The following is a 15,495-nucleotide window of genomic DNA, read 5'->3' as shown; positions in this document are numbered from 1 at the left end:
CGGGGATGCTAGGGCGCCCCGAACTCCGCGAGCGTCTTCGTCTCAACGGCATAACCCTCTGGCGCGCCGAGGGTGAACGTCTCCGAGGGGAGGGCGGGGTTGAGCTCCACACGCGTGAGCCGGGTCTCCGCCACCTGTTGTCCCGCGGTCCACTGTGTCAGCCGCTTGGGGACGCACAGGGCCAGGGACTGCTCGCACTGCTCCTCCTCCACGCGGAGCTCCGCGGTGGCGTCGCCGCTGCGGGTGCGCTTGCCCAGGAAGTCCATGCCGGGCCAGCGCAGCACGTACGTCACCTCCACGTCGCTGCCCGTGGGCTTCACCGTCAGCTCCACGGCCTCGGGGCCGCGCGGGTGCGTGGTCCGGCGAGCGCTCACTCCCTGGCTCGGCAGCAGGGGGGCGCGGAAGCCCTCGGGGGCGAAGGGCGTGAAGAGCCCGGTGAGCAACTCCGTGCGCGCCTCCGGGCCGAGCCCGCCGTCATGGGTGCGGAACCTCTTCGCCGTGTCGTCACGCTCGAAGAGGTGCTCCCCGTCCCAGGCGAAGGTGCGCGAGCTGGGCGCGCCGAGCGTCCCCAGCATCTTCTGCGGCGCGCGGTAGGCGAACTGGAAGTCCATCGTCTGGGTGCCCTCGCGCGCGGTGCCCGCCAGCACGTAGCTGGTGAGCTTGCCGTCGCGCGTGGACAGGCGCTGCCTCGCCTCGGCGAGCAGGGGGGTCGTTTCGTCGCCGCAGCGGCAGCCGGCGAGCAGGAGCAGGAGCGGGGGCAGGAGGCGAAGGTGCATGGAGCACAAAAGAAAGAAGGCCCCACTGTCACCAGGGGGCCTTCGAACACTACGGGCAAACGGTGGGGGTTGACTACTTCACCGCCACGCCGGTGGCCTGCGACATGGGGAAGCCGAGGATGAGGCCCGGGAGGGCGAAGATGCCGTGACGGGGCGTGGTGTTGGCGGTCAGCAGCTGCACCCTGTTGCCGCCCATGGCCTTGGCCTCGGCCACCAGGAGCTTGTTCACCACGGTGTCCAGGTCGCTCTGCACCAGGTCGATGACGTGGAAGATGGCGGTGAAGCCGAGCGCGGTGCCCTGCACCACGGCGATGGGCTCGCCAACCGCGGAGGCGACCTCGTTGCCGGAGACGACGGCCGTCTCCACGCTGGTGCACGCCACGAGGCTGCTCGCCAGGAACGCCGAAATAATGGCCTTCTTCATCTGTGGTTCCCTCCCATTGAACGCTCGAGCCGCTGTTCCGGTGGATGACCGGGCGCCCGGCGGGTCTCTTGGACCTCTAGTTGCCGGGCGTGTCGTAGCAAAGGCACCTGTCAAGTCAAGCAATGGATCTTGTGGGTACCGGGAGTTGTCCACCCGGAGCCGCCCCGCGTTGAAATGCGAGCGGGGCGTGACTACTCCCACGAGTCACATGGAGAGCGCCCCCGTCCGCATCGCCAACCGCCCCTGGCTGCACCTGCTGCTCTTCGTGCTGACCGTCGGGACGACCTCGTTCACCTTCGACAAGGCCTTCCCCATGGGCCCCCTGCCGGATGGCGAGCGCCTCGCCAACGCGCTGACCTTCAGCGCCGCGCTGCTCGCCATCCTCGGCTCGCACGAGATGGGACACTACGTGTTGGCGCGCCTTCACGGGGTGGACGCGTCCCTGCCGTACTTCATCCCGCTGCCCTACCTGGGGGTGGGCACGCTGGGCGCCGTCATCCGCATCCGCAGCCGCATCCCCACGCGCAACGCCCTGGTGGACATCGGGGCGGCGGGGCCCCTGGCGGGACTGGTGGTGGCCATCCCCCTGCTGATGTGGGGTCTGGCGCACTCGCCCCTCATCGACGCTCCCCCGGTCCAGGCCTCCTTCCCGGGCGACACCTCCCTCTGGCGGCTGGGGGGGGGCCTCCTCCAGTGGGCCCAGGTGAAGCTCTCCCTGGCGCCTCCCCCGCCGGAGCTGCCATTCTTCGGCCATCAGGCCATCGTCTTCAGTGACAGCCTGCTGATGCGGGGCCTGAAGTGGCTGGTGCTGGGGCCCCTGCCGGCCGGCAAGGACATCCAGGAGCACCCGGTGGTGATTGCCGGCTGGTTCGGCCTGCTGGTGACGCTGCTCAACCTCATGCCGGTGGGCCAGTTCGACGGCGGGCACCTGGCCTTCGCCCTGTGGGGCAGGCATGCCCGGTGGGTAGGCAAGGCCATGGCCCTGGTGCTGCTTTTCCTCACCCTCTTCTACACCATCTCCTGGGTCGTCTGGCTCCTGGTGGCCACGAAGCTGGTGGGCTTCGGTCACCCGGAGGTGACCCAGCCAGCCGAGCCATTGGGACTCGGGCGGAAGCTGGTCTGCGCGGTATGCTTCCTCGCCCTGGCGGGGTGTGCCATGCCCGTCCCCATCCGAATGGTGATCTGGTGAAGTACTTCTGTGAGGCTTGCGAGCGGCTCGTTCCACCGGCGTCATACCGGTTGGAGTTCGGTCTGCTCGTGGTCAAGTGCTCGCGCTGCAAGGTGGAGATGCGCTGCGGGCCCGATCAGGACGAGGAGCCCGCGCCGGCGTCCAAGTCGTCGGCGGGGGGGCCGCTGATCATGTTGGGCCAGAGCGAGGTGGAGCCCGATCCCATCGAGAACGAGCCCACCCGGCGCGTCGCGGTGCCGGCGTCGGTGCTGGCGGCCATCGAGGCGGAGGCCCAGGAGGCGCGTCGCAAGAAGGCGAAGGAGTCCGGGCCGGCGAAGACGCCACCCCCGGAGCCCGCGGCGGCGAAGGCCGCGCCGCCCAAGCTCGCGATGTCGGAGGCCGCGGCGGCGTCGAACCTGATGGTGCTGCGGCTCTCGGACATGAAGTCGCGTGACTCCGCACCCACGCAGGCCGCCCCGGAAGCGTCCGCGGCGAAGCCCTCGAGCACCCAGCTGCGCGTGGTGCCGGACGCCCCGGCGTCATCCGCTCCGGCCGCGGCCTCGTCGCCGTCGTCGCCGGAGGACCCCTTCATGCCTCCGGCGGGCTACTGCCCCAAGTGCATCGGGCCGCGCAAGGACGGCGCGGCGGTGTGTCCCTTCTGCGGGCTCGAGTACGCGCGCTTCCGGGTCGACGAGTTCCGCCCCTCTCCGGTGCTCTCCTCCACGTGGTTGGGCGTGGTGGAGTTGTGGGAGAGCAGGGGCGCCCACGACAAGGTGCTCGCGCTGGCCTCGGAGCGGGGCGAGCTGGCCGGGTTGGGACGGCTCTATCGCATCCGGCTGGCCCGCCACCCGGAGGACGCCATGGCGAAGCGGGGGCGCGAGGAGGTGCTGCGGCTGGCCTCGGCTGGCTCGGCCTTCATGCCCACGGCGCCGCCGGACAAGCGCGCGAAGATGAGGATGGCGGGGCTGGGCGTGCTGTTCTTCATCCTGGTGGTGATGGCCGTGTTCATGGGCGCCCAGGTGCGCCGCATGTTGATGAGTGGTGGTCCGTAGCCGGTGCGCGACGCCCACGCCATCAACCTCTCGTGGCTGCTGCGCCTGCGGTGGGGTGCCATCATCGGGCAGGTGACGCTCATCCTGGGCGTGCACTTCGGGCTGGGCATGCCGCAGCGGCTGGGGCCCCTGTTCGCCACCATCGCCGTGGCGGCGGCGAGCAATGTCGCCCTGGGACTGTGGGCCCGGCGCGAGCGCCCCATCCGCGAGGGGCTGCTGTGGTCGGTGATGGCGCTGGACGTGGTGGTGCTCACCATCCTGCTGGACCTGAGCGGCGGTCCCTTCAACCCCTTCAGTGCGTTGTACGTGGTGCACATCGCGCTCGCGGCGGTGGTGCTGGGCGCGGGGTGGACGTGGGCGCTGGCGGTGCTGGCCATCTCCTGCTTCGGCGCGCTCTTCGTGGACCACCTGTGGTTTCCCACCCGGGGCGGCGAGCTGTCGTCCACGCACCATCCGCAGCACCACATCCATGACGTGCGGATGCACCTCGAGGGGATGTGGGCGGCCTTCGCGATGGCGGCGGGCTTCATCGTCTATTTCGTGCAGCGGGTGACGAGGGCGCTGGCCGCGCGCGAGGCGGAGCTGGTGGCGGCCCGGGCGGCCTCGGCGCGCCACGAGAAGCTGACGGCGCTGGCGACGCTGGCCGCGGGCGCCGCGCACGAGCTGTCCACGCCGCTGTCCACCATCGCCGTGGTGGCCCGGGAGCTGGAGCGGCACCTGGTGCGCACCGGGGCGGAGGCCTCCTCGCTCGAGGACGTGCAGCTCATCCGCGAGCAGGTGGCGCGCTGCCGGGACATCCTCGCGCAGATGGCCTCGGATGCCGGGGCGAGCCGGGGCGAGTCCATGGTGACGCTCGCGCCGGCGGCGCTGGTGGAGGAGGCGCTGGAGGGGCTGCCGGGCCGCGAGCGGGTGAGCGCCGAGGTGGAGGCCCGGGCCCGGGAGGAGCGGGAGCTCATCCCCGCGCACGCGTTCGCCCGCGCCATCCGAGGGGTGGTGAAGAACGCCCTGCAGGCGTCGGCGCCCGATGCACGGGTGCGGCTGGCGCTGGCGCGCGAGCCGGAGACGTGGCGGCTCACGGTGGAGGACTCGGGGGCGGGCATGCCGGCGGAGGTGCTCGCGCGGGCGGGAGAGCCCTTCTTCACCACGAAGGCTCCGGGGGAGGGCATGGGGCTGGGGCTCTTCCTCACGCGCGCGGTGCTGGACCAACTCGGGGGCCGGCTGGTGCTCCGCTCCACGCCGGGCCAGGGGACGACGGTGGTGCTGACGTGGCCCGCGGGGGGGCTGCGACAATCCGCCGCGTTGCCTCCGGAGCCGTCCCGGGTGCAGCTAGCCCCATGACGAGCCCGACGCCCGGCCATGCACCCACCCTGTTGCTGGTAGACGACGAGGCGGTGTTCCGCGAGCGCCTGGCGCGGGCCTTCCGCGAGCGGGGCTTCGAGGTGAGCACCGCCGGCTCCTACGACGAGGCGCTCGCCCTGGCCACGAGGGAGTCCCCCGAGCTGGCGGTGGTGGACTTGAGGATGCCCGGGCGCAGCGGGTTGGAGCTGGTGCGGGCCCTGCACGCGCTGGACGCGTCCACCCGCGTCATCGTCCTCACGGGCTACGGCAGCATCGCCACCGCGGTGGAGGCGGTGAAGCTGGGCGCCTTCAACTACCTGCCCAAGCCCGCGGACGTGGACGACCTGGTGCTCGCCTTCTCGCGCGGGCCGGGCGAGCCCACGCAGGTGACGGAGGACTTCCAGCCTCCCTCGCTGGCGCGCGCGGAGTGGGAGCACATCCAGCGGGTGCTCGCGGACTGTGGCGGCAACATCTCCGAGGCGGCGAGGCGGCTGGGCCTGCACCGGCGCTCGCTCCAGCGCAAGCTGCAGAAGTACCCGCCCGCGCAGTAGCGCCCCTGCCTACGGCAGGCCCTTCGTCTCCGTCGAGTCCGCGTTCCGAAGCCAGTGCACGGCGGAGGCGAGGTCGTCGAACAACACGGCCGTGTTCGGCTCCGCGTGCTCCAGGGTGGTGGTCGTGGAGACCTGGCTGAGCCGTGAGGGAGAGAGCACCCACGCGAAGTGGCGGAGCCCGGCCTCGCGCATCCGGGGAAACCAGTAGGTGGCCAACCAGTACGCGGCCCCCACCCAGATTCCCGAGACATGGGTGTTGTCGTTGAGCACCTTGGAGAGCCGCAGGGCCGCGAGGTGGCGGAGGATCTCCTCGCAGCCGGACTTCACCATGTCCACGGACTGGTAGCCCTTCCAGTCCACGTAGAGCCACCCCTCGGACTCCTCATGGTGGATGTCGATGTGTTCGCTCGCATGTAGCAGCCGGCGACCCAAGTGCGTCCTCCCCTCCTTGACGAGGAGTTTAATTCCCGAGCGCCCCGAGTGCACCCGAACAAGGGCCGGGTGAAGGGCGAAATTCGTATCTGTCCTCTACCCGGCGCCCCGACGGATGGGTGGGCCGTCTCCAGCCCCTCAGGCGAGCACCCGGGCCACTCCGACACAAAACCCGACGAGCGAGCGTCGCGCTGTTATCCTCCCGTGTCCGTCCCCCTCCGTCCCGCCCCTCCTCCCTCCATGTCCCTGCCCGCTCCCTCGCTCCGGCTCTCCGTCGACACGTTGCTCGGCCCCGGTGGCGCGCTCCAGAACGCGTTGGAGGCCTACGAGTACCGTCCGGAGCAGCTGCAGATGGCGCGCTCGGTGGAGAAGGCCTTCAACGAGCGTGGCTACCTGCTGGCCGAGGCGGGGACGGGCACGGGCAAGACGCTGGCCTACCTGGTGCCGGCGCTGCTGTCGGGCCGGCGGGTGGTGGTGTCCACGGCGACGAAGACGCTCCAGGAGCAGATCTTCTTCAAGGATCTGCCGTTGCTGCGCGAGCGCATGGGCCTGTCCTTCGAGGCGGCGTACCTCAAGGGGCGCAGCAACTACCTGTGCCTGCACCGCTACGAGTCGTTCAGCAAGGATCCCCAGTTCGCCACGCGGGAGGAGGGCCGGTACTGGAAGCACCTGAAGACGTGGGCGAGCCGGACGGAGACGGGGGACCGGAGCGAGCTGGAGCTGCCCGAGTCCTTCAGTGCGTGGGGCCGGCTGTCGACGACGTCGGACACGTGCCTGGGCTCGAAGTGCCCGCTGTACGAGAACTGCTTCGTGACGCGGGTGAGGAGGGCGGCGGAGTCGGCGGACCTGCTGGTGGTGAACCACCACCTCTTCTTCGCGGACCTGGCGCTGAGGGGCCGGGGCCAGCGGGGCGAGGGGGTGCTGCCGCAGTACGACGCGGTCATCTTCGACGAGGCGCACGCGCTGGAGGACGCGGCGGGGAGCCACTTCGGTCACTCGGTGTCGAGCTTCCGGCTGGAGGAGCTGGTGCGCGACGCGCTGGGCGCGCTGTCGACGGAGGACTCGCGCTTCGGGATGCTCTCCTCGCTGGTGGTGCGGCTGCGGACGCATTCGGAGGTGCTCTTCTCTCAGGCGCCGCGGGTGCTGGGGCTGCACGAGAACGAGGGCGCGGTGGCGCTCAAGCCCGAGCGGCTGGCGCTGCTGTCGAACTCGCTCGAGCAGGTGAAGGAGTCGCTCTCGGCGCTGTCGGCCTTCACCACGACGGAGCGGGAGCCGGAGCTGACGTTGCTCACGCGCCGGTGCGCGGAGCTGGTGGCGGACCTGTCCTTCCTGGAGAAGGTGGAGTCGAACGACCACGTGTACTGGGCGGAGGCGCGGGGGCGGGGCGTCTTCCTGCGCGCGAGCCCCATCGAGATTGCCCGGGAGCTGCAGGAGCGCCTCTACGGAGGAGTGGACACGGTGGTGTTCACCTCGGCGACGCTGGCGGCGGAGGGCCGCTTCGACTTCTTCGCGCGGCGCATGGGGCTGTATGACGAGGACGGGGTGCCGGTGGCGAGCGTGCGCACGGTCTCGGTGCCCAGCCCCTTCGACTTCGAGCACCAGTCGGCGCTGTACCTGCCCACGCACCTGCCGGACCCGGCGGCCCCTGGCTTCATCGAGGCGGCGTCGGAGGAGATCATCCGGCTGTGCGAGGTGACGGGAGGCCGGGCCTTCGTGCTCTTCACCTCGTTGCGCAACATGGAGCGGGCGCACGGGCTCGCGCGCAACCGGCTGCCCTACCAGGTGTTGTTGCAGGGGGAGCGGCCCAAGCAGCAGCTGCTGGAGGCCTTCCGCGAGCAACCCAGCGTGCTCTTCGCGGCGCACAGCTTCTGGGAGGGCGTGGACGTGCCGGGGGACGCGCTGAGCCTGGTGATCATCGATCGGCTGCCGTTCGCCTCGCCGGGGGATCCGGTGGTGGCGGCGCGCATCCGCCAGCTCGAGGCTCGGGGCGAGGAGGCCTTCGGGGGCTACCAGCTTCCGCAGGCGGCGCTGGCGCTGAGGCAGGGCTTCGGCCGGCTCATCCGGACGAGGGCGGACCGGGGCATCGTGGCGATGCTGGACAGGCGCATCGTCACCAAGAACTACGGGCGCGCCTTCCTCACGAGCCTTCCGCCGGCGCGGCGTATCGACCAGCTCGGCGCGCTGAGCGCCTGGTTCAACGGCACGTCCGAGGACGACATCGAGTACTGAGCGTCTCCCGCTCGGGACGAGGTGTGCCGGAGCGGACGGGGCCTTGTCAGCGGGTCCGTCGCGAGGCCTCGTTGGTACGCCGCGCTGGACGGCGAACGGGAAGTGCTACGTTCCGTGGCAGGTGCGCAGCGAATGGAGGAACTGATGATGACCGTAGGTGAGGAGCTCATCGAACAGGGCCGCCAGAAGGGCATCCTCGAAGGGCGTGCGGAGAGTGTGCTTCGGATTCTCATCGCGCGTGGCGTTCGCATGGACGACAACACGCGCGAGCTCATCCTGGCGTGCAGGGACCCGGCACTTCTTGACCAGTGGTTCGATCGGGCCCTGACGGCCACCAGTGTCTCGGACGTCACGTCGGGAGCGTGACTCCCAGCCCCTCACGTGTTCGCGTGGGGCTCAGTGCCCGCCGCCCGTCTCCCCGGTGTCGAACTCGGGCGCCTGGAACTCCGGCTTGAGGCGCTGGAGCACCTTGGCGAAGGCCTCCTTGTCCTGTGCCTTCTCCAGGGCGGCCTCGGGGGTGATGGTGTTCGCGGCCACCAGCCTCTCCAGGTGCATGTCCAGCGTCTGCATGCCCAGGTTCTGGCTCGCCTGCATCTTGCTCGCGATCTGGAACACCTTCCCCTCGCGGATCATCGCCGCGATGGCGCTCGTGCCGATGAGGATCTCCAGCGCGGCCACTCGTCCCTTGCCGTCCGCGGTGCGGATGAGCTGCTGGGCGACGATGCCCACGAGGCCCTCGGCGAGCATGCCGCGCACCTGGGGCTGCTCCTCGGCGGGGAAGGAGTTGATGATGCGGTCGATGGTGGCCGGTGCGCTGTTGGTGTGCACCGTGGCCATCACCAGCACGCCGAAGCTGGCCAGCTGCAGTGCCAGCTTCATCGTCTCGTTGGTGCGCAGCTCTCCGATGAGGATGACGTTGGGGTCCTCGCGGCCCGCCGAGCGGATGGCGGTGGCGAAGTTGGAGGCGTGGATGCCCACCTCGCGGTGCGTCACCTGGGACTTCACCGACTCGTGCACGAACTCCACCGGATCCTCGATGGTGAGGATGTGCGCCGAGCGGGTGTGGTTGATGTGGTGGATCATCCCCGCCAGCGTGGTGGACTTGCCGCTGCCGGTGGGTCCGGTGACGAGCACCAGTCCGCTGCGGCGCTCGGCGAGCTTGCGCACCACCTCCGGGGCGTTGAGCTCCGCCAGGGACAGCACCTTGGAGGGAATGGTGCGGAAGACGGCCGCCAGTCCCGTCGTCTTGTAGAAGTAGTTGGCGCGGAAGCGCGCCCGGGTGCCGTAGCTGTAGGCGAAGTCGAGGTCGAGCTCCTCGGTGATGTGCCGCTTCTGCTCGGGGGAGGTGAGCTCGAAGAGCATCGCCTCCATCTCGGGCTGGGTGAGGAGGGCCTCGCGCAGCGGGGTGAGCTCCCCGCGGATGCGGCCCAGGGGCGGATGGCCGATGCTCAGGTGCAGGTCGCTCCCCTTGTGCTCGAGGAGCTTGTCGAAGAGGGCGGCGATGCGCGGGGCGGAGCTCATGGTCAGGCGCTCTTGCGGTTGAGGAGATTGCCCACCTTGGACAGCAGCTGCTTGGCGCCGTCGGGCGAGGAGGGGGGCTCGGGAGGCGCGCCGGGCCGCTTGCCCGTCACCATGGCCTCCAGCTCATCGGGGCTCTCGGCGTAGTCCTTCGCTATCTCCAGCGTCGTCTTCCCGGCGCGCACCAGGTCGGCGAGCGAGTCGTCGAAGCGCACGATGCCGAGCGACTTGCCACGCTGCTGCAGGGAGGGAATCTGGTACGTCTTGTTGTCGCGGATGAGGTTGCCCAGGGCCACCGAGCCCGGGAGCAGCTCGGCGGCGGCCACCAGGTGCTGGCGGTCCGCGCTCGGCAGCAGCCGCTGGCTGACGATGAGGCGCAGGCTGCTGGCGAGCGTCATGCGCACCTGGGCCTGGTCTCCTGGCGGGAAGAGGTCGATGAGCCGGTCGATCGTCTTCGCCGCGCTGGGCGTGTTCATCGTGGAGATGAGCAGGTGGCCCGTCTCACTGGCGGCCAGCGCCATGCGGACCGTCTCGGTGTCACGCAGCTCGCCCACCAGGATGACGTCCGGGTCCTCGCGCAGGCTGCCCTTGAGGGCGGTGGCGAAGGTCTTGGTGTGCGTGCCCACCTCGCGCTGGCTCAGCAGCGCCTTCTTGCGCGGGTGCAGGTACTCCACCGGATCCTCCACCGTGAGCACGTGGTGCGTCGTCTCGCGGTTGATGATGTCCACGATGGCCGCGAGCGTGCTCGTCTTGCCGTGGCCGGAGGGGCCGGTCACGACGATGAGACCCTGATGGTGGTGGGTGGCCTTGGCGATGTCCGCCGGCAGGCCGAGCGACTCGAGGGTGGGAATCTCGCGGGGGATGAGGCGGAAGCAGCCCTTGTAGCCGGTGCGCTGGCGGGAGATGTTGACGCGGAAGCGGCCCGCCTGGCGCAGGTCGAGTGAGAAGTCACAGCTCCCCTCGCGGTCGAGCACGGGCCGCAGCCGCGCGGGCACGTGGGGCAGCAGCATCGTCTCCACCGTCTCGGGAGGGATCGGCTCGCCGTGGGGCAGCAGCTCGCCGACGATGCGGAAGAGGGGAGGGCGGCCGGCGATGACGTGCAGGTCGCTCGCACCCACGCCGCGCGCGTCCTCCAACAGCATCATCAGGTCGCTCGCGGACTCCGGCCGCACGACGATGCGGGGCCCCTGGGGCGCCTCGGGGGCGGGCTCGGCGGGAGGCGGAGGCTCGGGCGCGGGTGGCGGCTCGGGCGTGTTCCGCTCCGCGGGGAGGATCTGCATCCCGGTCCTGGCGCTCCTGGGCGGGGTGGCACCCGGTGGGGGTGCCGGACGCGAGGCCGCGGGCGTGGCCGGAGGAGCGGCGGACGGGCCGGGGCGGGGAGCGGTTGGCGCGGGGGCGCGAGCGGTGGGAGCGGCCGCCTGGAGCTCGTTACGCACGACGCGCACGTTGAGCACGTCTCCGCGGCGCAGGGCTCCGACGATGATGGGGCCGACTCCCTCGACGCGCAGCGCCCACTGGTTGGGCTTGTCGCAGACGCTGGAGGCGCGGGACTCGCCCACCAGCCCCTGCAGTGTGGCCTGCAGCCCCTCCACCGTGAGGGGAACGTTGTCCACAGACTCGAAGCCGCCGCCCGTCTTCACCATGGGTGGGCGCCCGCTGATCAATGCGAGCTCCAGCACACCCGGGCGAGTCAGGTGGCGCAGCAACTCCGCGATGCTTCTCATGCCCTGCGCACCCTTCTTCCTTCCCGGGGATACCCTTCACCGGGAGAGCGGGCGCAGCATAGCCGGGATTTGTCACGAATTCCGGAAACCGGATGACCCCCGAGGCCCACCCCGGTGCGTCGGGCCGGAGGGCGGGCGGGGTGGCGGCCCACAAAAGGCTCCGCCCGGCGCGACCCCTCGAGGAGGGATGCGGCCGGGCGGATTCAGGAGTGGGAGGGAACAGCCCTGGAGGACATGACCGCTCCTCCCATCCAGGGCTCGGTCACAGCTCGCGCGACATCAACAGGCGCAGCTTGCCGGACTTCTTGGACACCACCGTGGCCACGGTGGTGAAGCCCGCGTTGCGGTAGAAGCTCACCGCGGGCGCGTTCGCCGGGTCCACTCGCAGGGCGATCGTCTTGCGGAACATGTCCCGCGCGACCTGGAGGGCCTGGTTGAGCACCGCCATCCCGACGCCGCGGCGACGCAGCTCCGGCTTGACGACGATGTTGCGCATGTAGGCCGCGCCCGGCACCGGGCCATCCCGCTCCACGGTGACGTAGCCCACCAGCTGGTTCTGCACCTTGGCCACGTGGATGTACGGCCTCAGCGCCGTCAGGGCCTTCAAGCTGTCCTCCAACGTCTCACCCCGGCTCTTCCAGGGCTCCGAGTTGGCGCGCAGGGCGGCCACGGACGCCATGTCCTCATCGGTCGGGGCGGAAAACTTCACCGCCGGCGCCAGGTCGTTGGGCAGGTTGGCCATGTCCGGCACAGGGATCGCGCCCACCTCCACGCCCGGGTCCACCCGCTTCATCGTCATGCCTTCTTCCTCCATTACGCTACGATCCTAACCGCTTCACCGGTGCCCATGCACGCTCTGGGTGCGGCGCACATTTCCCCTCACGGGTGGAAGGGAGCCGGACTTTTCCAAACTGCGCACGCCAATCCGGCATTCCAAGGCCGCCCGCTTCCGTGCCATCCGGGGGGTCCTACATGGATAACGCGGGGGGCGGCTTTCAATGCTGAACACCTTTCACTATAAAAAACCGTCCGCCTGGAGCGGGTTGGCCGAACCTTCCCCCTCCCTCTCGGCAGCCTGAGCTCCGCACGTGCAACTCAACCACGCCCAGCGCGAACTCACTCTGAAGATCGTCTACTACGGCCCTGGGCTGAGTGGGAAGACGACCAACCTGCGGTGTATCCACGCTCGGGCCCGGCCCGAGGCACGTGGCCGGTTGCTCAGCGTGGAGACGCACGAGGATCGCACCCTCTTCTTCGATCTGCTCCCGGTGTTCTTCACCAGCAGCACGGGCTTCAAGGTGAAGCTCAAGCTGTTCACGGTGCCCGGGCAGGTCGTTCACGACGCCACGCGCCGCGTGGTGCTGCAGAACGCGGACGCGGTGGCCTTCATCGCCGACAGCCGCCGCGGCGCCGCCGGGGAGAACAACGCCTACTGGCGCAAGCTCCGGGCCAACATGCGGGAGAACGGTCTGGACGCCTCTCAGGTGCCGGTGGTCATCCAGTTCAACAAGCGCGACCTGCCGGACGCGCAGACGGACGAGGAGCTGGAGCAGGCGCGCAAGCGGGGCGGGGAGCCGGTGGTGGGCGCGGTGGCGCTGCGCGGCGAGGGCGTGATGGAGACGCTGCACGAGCTCCTGGTGGGGGCGTGGCGCAACCTGGATGAGCGCATGCGGCTGGCGCGCAACATCGGTCTGACGGAGAAGGAATTCCTCACGCACATCTTCCAGCAGATGGATCTGAAGGGCACTGCCCTGGAGTCCATGTACCCGCCGTCCGGGGGGCAATCGCGATGAGCGCCGACAAAGCGGGCGCCGCGGGGAGCGGACCGGAGCACGCCGGCTCGGTGCTCCAGCGCAAGTTGTCGCTGGTGGACCTGTTGGACCCGGTCACCTTCGGGGACGTGGTGGACAGCCTCGGCGAGCTGTACCGGGTGGGCATCCGGGTACTGGACGAGCGGGGCCGGACGCTGGCGGACGCGAAGGGGAGCAACGGGGACTTCTGTGGCTTCGTCAACGCGAGTGGCGACGGGCGGGCCCTCTGTTCCGCCCTGCTGACGCGGCTGAGCGAGGGGCCGCTGACGCCCACGCAGGGCGCGCAGGTGCTGCCCGGGTCGAGCCCCCTGGGAGGCGAGCTGCTGACGCAGCCCTGCTTCAGCGGACTGCGCTATGTGGTGATGCCGGTGCTGTGGGAGGGGGACGTGCTGGGGCGCGTCGTCTTCGGGCCCTTCGCTCCCGAGGCGCTGGGCGACCTGTCCTCCATGCTGGGCGAGGTGCGGGGGCTGGAGCTGGGGCGGGCGCACGAGCTGGTGGCGCACGTGCGGCGCGTGCCCGACTCCAAGATGATGAAGATGCTGGCCCACTTCGGCCAGGTGATGGCGGCGCTGCTGGCGGCCGGGCAGAAGTCCTACCTGGCGGGGCAGCTGCACCTCGAGGCGATGCTGGAGACGCAGCGCGAGCTGGAGTCGCAGAACGCCCAGCTGCTGCGGCTCAACCAGCGGTTGAAGGAGGCCGACCGCATGAAGTCCAGCTTCCTGGGCACGGTGAGCCACGAGCTGCGCACGCCGCTGGCCTCCATCATCGGATACTCGGAGATGTTGTGCGAGGGGCTGGTGGGCTCGCTCAATCCGGAGCAGACGCAGTTCGTGCGCACCATCATCGACAAGGGCAATACGCTGCTGAAGCTCATCTCCTCCATCCTGGACATGAGTCAGATCGAGGCGGGCAAGGTGCGGCTCGCCTTCGAGTGGGTGGACGTGCAGGAGGTGGTGGAGAGCGCGCTCACCAGCGTGTCACCCCAGGCGCAGCGCAAGGGGCTGACGGTGAATGTCCAGCTGCCCGCGGTGGTGCAGCCGAGGGTGGTGGCGGACCGGGAGAAGCTGCGGCAGGTGGTGGTGAACCTGCTGGCCAACGCGGTGAAGTTCACGCCGGCGGGCGGGCAGGTGGAGGTGCGGCTGTCGGAGCTGGGCTCGCAGGTGGAGCTGGGCGTGGCGGGCTACCGCATCGAGGTGGAGGACACCGGGGTGGGTATCCCGGAGGACCAGCGCGAGCGCATCTTCCAGAGCTTCTATCAGGTGGATGACAGCCCCACGCGCGAGTACGGGGGCGCGGGGCTGGGGCTGGCCATCGTGAAGAGCTACGTGGAGGGCCACGGCGGCCAGGTGGCGGTGCGCAGCGAGTTGGGCCGCGGCTCGTGCTTCCGGGTGGTGCTGCCCAAGGAGCCGCCACAGTCGGGTCAGGGGCCGGCGTTCATCCCCCCGCCCATCGACATGGACCCGGATCCCGATCGTTTCTGAGTCCACCACGTGAGCGCGAAGCCAGCGGGCGAATTCACCCTCATCGACCTCTTCCTGTCGCATTTCCCGAGGGCCCGGGTCCCGGTGGGGCCCGGAGATGATTGTGCCGTGCTCGGCCCCTCGAGGGGCGCGCAGTGCATCACCACGGACGCGGTGGTGGAGGACGTGCACTTCACGCGCGCCTGGTTCTCGCCCGAGGACATCGGCCACAAGGCGCTGGCGGTGAACCTGTCGGACCTGGCGTCCATGGGCGCGGTGCCGCGCTGGTTCGTCTGCGCGCTCTCGCTGCCCCGGGACTTCCCGCGCCGCGAGCTGCTCGGCATCGCCCGGGGCATGAGCGCGCTGGCGCGGGAGCACGGCATCTCCCTGGTGGGGGGCAACTTCTCCTCCGCGCGCGAGCTGTCCATCACCATCACCGCCGCGGGAGAGCTGTTGCCGGGCACCGCGCCCATCACCCGCGCCGGAGGCCGGCCCGGTGACGTGCTGTACGTCTCGGGCACGCTGGGCGACGCGCGACTCGGCCTGCAACAGCTCCAAGCCGGCCAGCGGCGCTCCGCCGCCATCCTCCGCCAGAAGCGCCCGGTTCCGAAGGTGGAGCTGGGCCGGCTCGCCGCGCGCTTCGCCTCCGCGGGGTTGGATCTCTCCGATGGTCTCGCGCAGGACCTCGGGCACCTGTGCACCGCCTCGCGCGTGAGCGCCGAGCTGGAGCTCGAGCGCCTGCCTCTCTCCCGCTCCGTGCGCGCCTCCCTGGGCGCCGAGGGAGCGTTGGCGGGGGGTGAGGACTATGAGCTGCTCCTCGCCGTCCCACCTGAACGCACGTCCGCCTTCGAGCGGGCTTGTCTCCGAGTGGAAGAGCCTCTCACGCGCATTGGCAGTCTCACCCAGGGGCAGCCCGGACACATCCGTGACGCCTCGGGTCGGAGCCTGCGCCTGCCTGCCGGCTTCGACCACTTCCGAGGGGGTGGGCGGATTGACCGTTCCAGACGGTAGG

General features: G+C 70.3%; 15 protein-coding genes. 9 read left to right on the top strand and 6 right to left on the bottom strand.

Annotated features, from left to right (window positions below):
- Positions 1-8: 8 nt before the first annotated feature.
- Positions 9-776: a hypothetical protein gene (locus tag JQX13_RS07755; RefSeq protein WP_203408410.1), complete on the bottom strand. Its 768-nt coding sequence runs from the start codon at positions 774-776 to the stop codon at positions 9-11.
- Between the two features lie 73 nt (positions 777-849).
- The gene (locus JQX13_RS07750; protein WP_203408409.1) at positions 850-1,200 is read right to left on the bottom strand and encodes a hypothetical protein; all 351 of its coding nucleotides are present in this window, start codon (positions 1,198-1,200) and stop codon (positions 850-852) included.
- Positions 1,201-1,408: 208 nt separating this feature from the next.
- Between JQX13_RS07750 and JQX13_RS55295 the strand changes: the two genes are divergently transcribed.
- Genes JQX13_RS55295 through JQX13_RS07730 form a run of 4 tightly spaced genes read left to right on the top strand, consistent with a single transcriptional unit; the run spans position 1,409 to position 5,309 of the window.
- Positions 1,409-2,389, top strand: a complete 981-nt coding sequence (locus JQX13_RS55295) for a site-2 protease family protein (RefSeq protein WP_203408408.1) — start codon at positions 1,409-1,411, stop codon at positions 2,387-2,389.
- Positions 2,386-3,420, top strand: coding sequence for a hypothetical protein (locus JQX13_RS07740; RefSeq protein ID WP_203408407.1), 1,035 nt, complete (start codon positions 2,386-2,388; stop codon positions 3,418-3,420). Before JQX13_RS55295 ends, JQX13_RS07740 begins: the two co-directional genes overlap by 4 nt.
- Positions 3,421-3,423: 3 nt before the next feature.
- On the top strand, positions 3,424-4,758 hold the full coding sequence (locus JQX13_RS07735) for an ATP-binding protein (protein ID WP_203408406.1): 1,335 nt from the start codon (positions 3,424-3,426) through the stop codon (positions 4,756-4,758).
- On the top strand, positions 4,755-5,309 hold the full coding sequence (locus JQX13_RS07730; RefSeq protein ID WP_203408405.1) for a response regulator transcription factor: 555 nt from the start codon (positions 4,755-4,757) through the stop codon (positions 5,307-5,309). Before JQX13_RS07735 ends, JQX13_RS07730 begins: the two co-directional genes overlap by 4 nt.
- 9 nt (positions 5,310-5,318) lie before the next feature.
- Here the strand turns inward: JQX13_RS07730 and JQX13_RS07725 are convergent, their stop codons facing one another.
- Positions 5,319-5,741, bottom strand: a complete 423-nt coding sequence (locus JQX13_RS07725; RefSeq protein WP_203408404.1) for a hypothetical protein — start codon at positions 5,739-5,741, stop codon at positions 5,319-5,321.
- A 240-nt stretch (positions 5,742-5,981) separates the two neighbouring features.
- Here JQX13_RS07725 and JQX13_RS07720 point away from each other — a divergent pair, with 240 nt between their 5' ends.
- Complete coding sequence (locus JQX13_RS07720; RefSeq protein WP_203411917.1) at positions 5,982-7,970, top strand: ATP-dependent DNA helicase; 1,989 nt, start codon at positions 5,982-5,984, stop codon at positions 7,968-7,970.
- 144 nt (positions 7,971-8,114) lie between these two features.
- Positions 8,115-8,336 (top strand): hypothetical protein, encoded by a 222-nt coding sequence (locus tag JQX13_RS07715; RefSeq protein ID WP_203408403.1) that lies wholly within the window; start codon positions 8,115-8,117, stop codon positions 8,334-8,336.
- Between the two features lie 30 nt (positions 8,337-8,366).
- On the opposite strand, the gene JQX13_RS07710 is transcribed toward JQX13_RS07715, so the two are convergent.
- The 3 genes from JQX13_RS07710 to JQX13_RS07700 all read right to left on the bottom strand — a co-directional run bounded on the left by JQX13_RS07710 (position 8,367) and on the right by JQX13_RS07700 (position 12,011).
- A complete protein-coding gene (locus JQX13_RS07710) occupies positions 8,367-9,491 on the bottom strand; it encodes a type IV pilus twitching motility protein PilT (RefSeq protein ID WP_203408402.1) in 1,125 nt (374 codons plus the stop codon).
- A gap of 2 nt (positions 9,492-9,493) precedes the next feature.
- On the bottom strand, positions 9,494-11,212 hold the full coding sequence (locus JQX13_RS07705) for a type IV pilus twitching motility protein PilT (RefSeq protein ID WP_203408401.1): 1,719 nt from the start codon (positions 11,210-11,212) through the stop codon (positions 9,494-9,496).
- 262 nt (positions 11,213-11,474) lie between these two features.
- Positions 11,475-12,011, bottom strand: a complete 537-nt coding sequence (locus tag JQX13_RS07700) for a GNAT family N-acetyltransferase (protein ID WP_203408400.1) — start codon at positions 12,009-12,011, stop codon at positions 11,475-11,477.
- 289 nt (positions 12,012-12,300) lie between these two features.
- On the opposite strand from JQX13_RS07700, the gene JQX13_RS07695 reads away from it, so the two are divergent.
- Genes JQX13_RS07695 through thiL form a run of 3 tightly spaced genes read left to right on the top strand, consistent with a single transcriptional unit; the run spans position 12,301 to position 15,494 of the window.
- Positions 12,301-13,005 (top strand): GTP-binding protein, encoded by a 705-nt coding sequence (locus tag JQX13_RS07695; protein WP_203408399.1) that lies wholly within the window; start codon positions 12,301-12,303, stop codon positions 13,003-13,005.
- Entirely contained in the window at positions 13,002-14,504 is a 1,503-nt protein-coding gene (locus JQX13_RS07690; protein ID WP_203408398.1) for an ATP-binding protein, read from the top strand. The genes JQX13_RS07695 and JQX13_RS07690 overlap by 4 nt, the downstream gene beginning before the upstream one ends.
- A 9-nt stretch (positions 14,505-14,513) precedes the next feature.
- On the top strand, positions 14,514-15,494 hold the full coding sequence (gene thiL, locus JQX13_RS07685) for a thiamine-phosphate kinase (RefSeq protein WP_203408397.1): 981 nt from the start codon (positions 14,514-14,516) through the stop codon (positions 15,492-15,494).
- Position 15,495: the final 1 nt, after the last annotated feature.

The organism is Archangium violaceum, from assembly GCF_016859125.1.
Classification (GTDB): Bacteria; Myxococcota; Myxococcia; order Myxococcales; family Myxococcaceae; genus Archangium; species Archangium violaceum_A.
The sequence above is the reverse complement of the archived record's forward strand: the minus strand, read 5'-3'. Positions and strand labels throughout refer to the sequence as shown.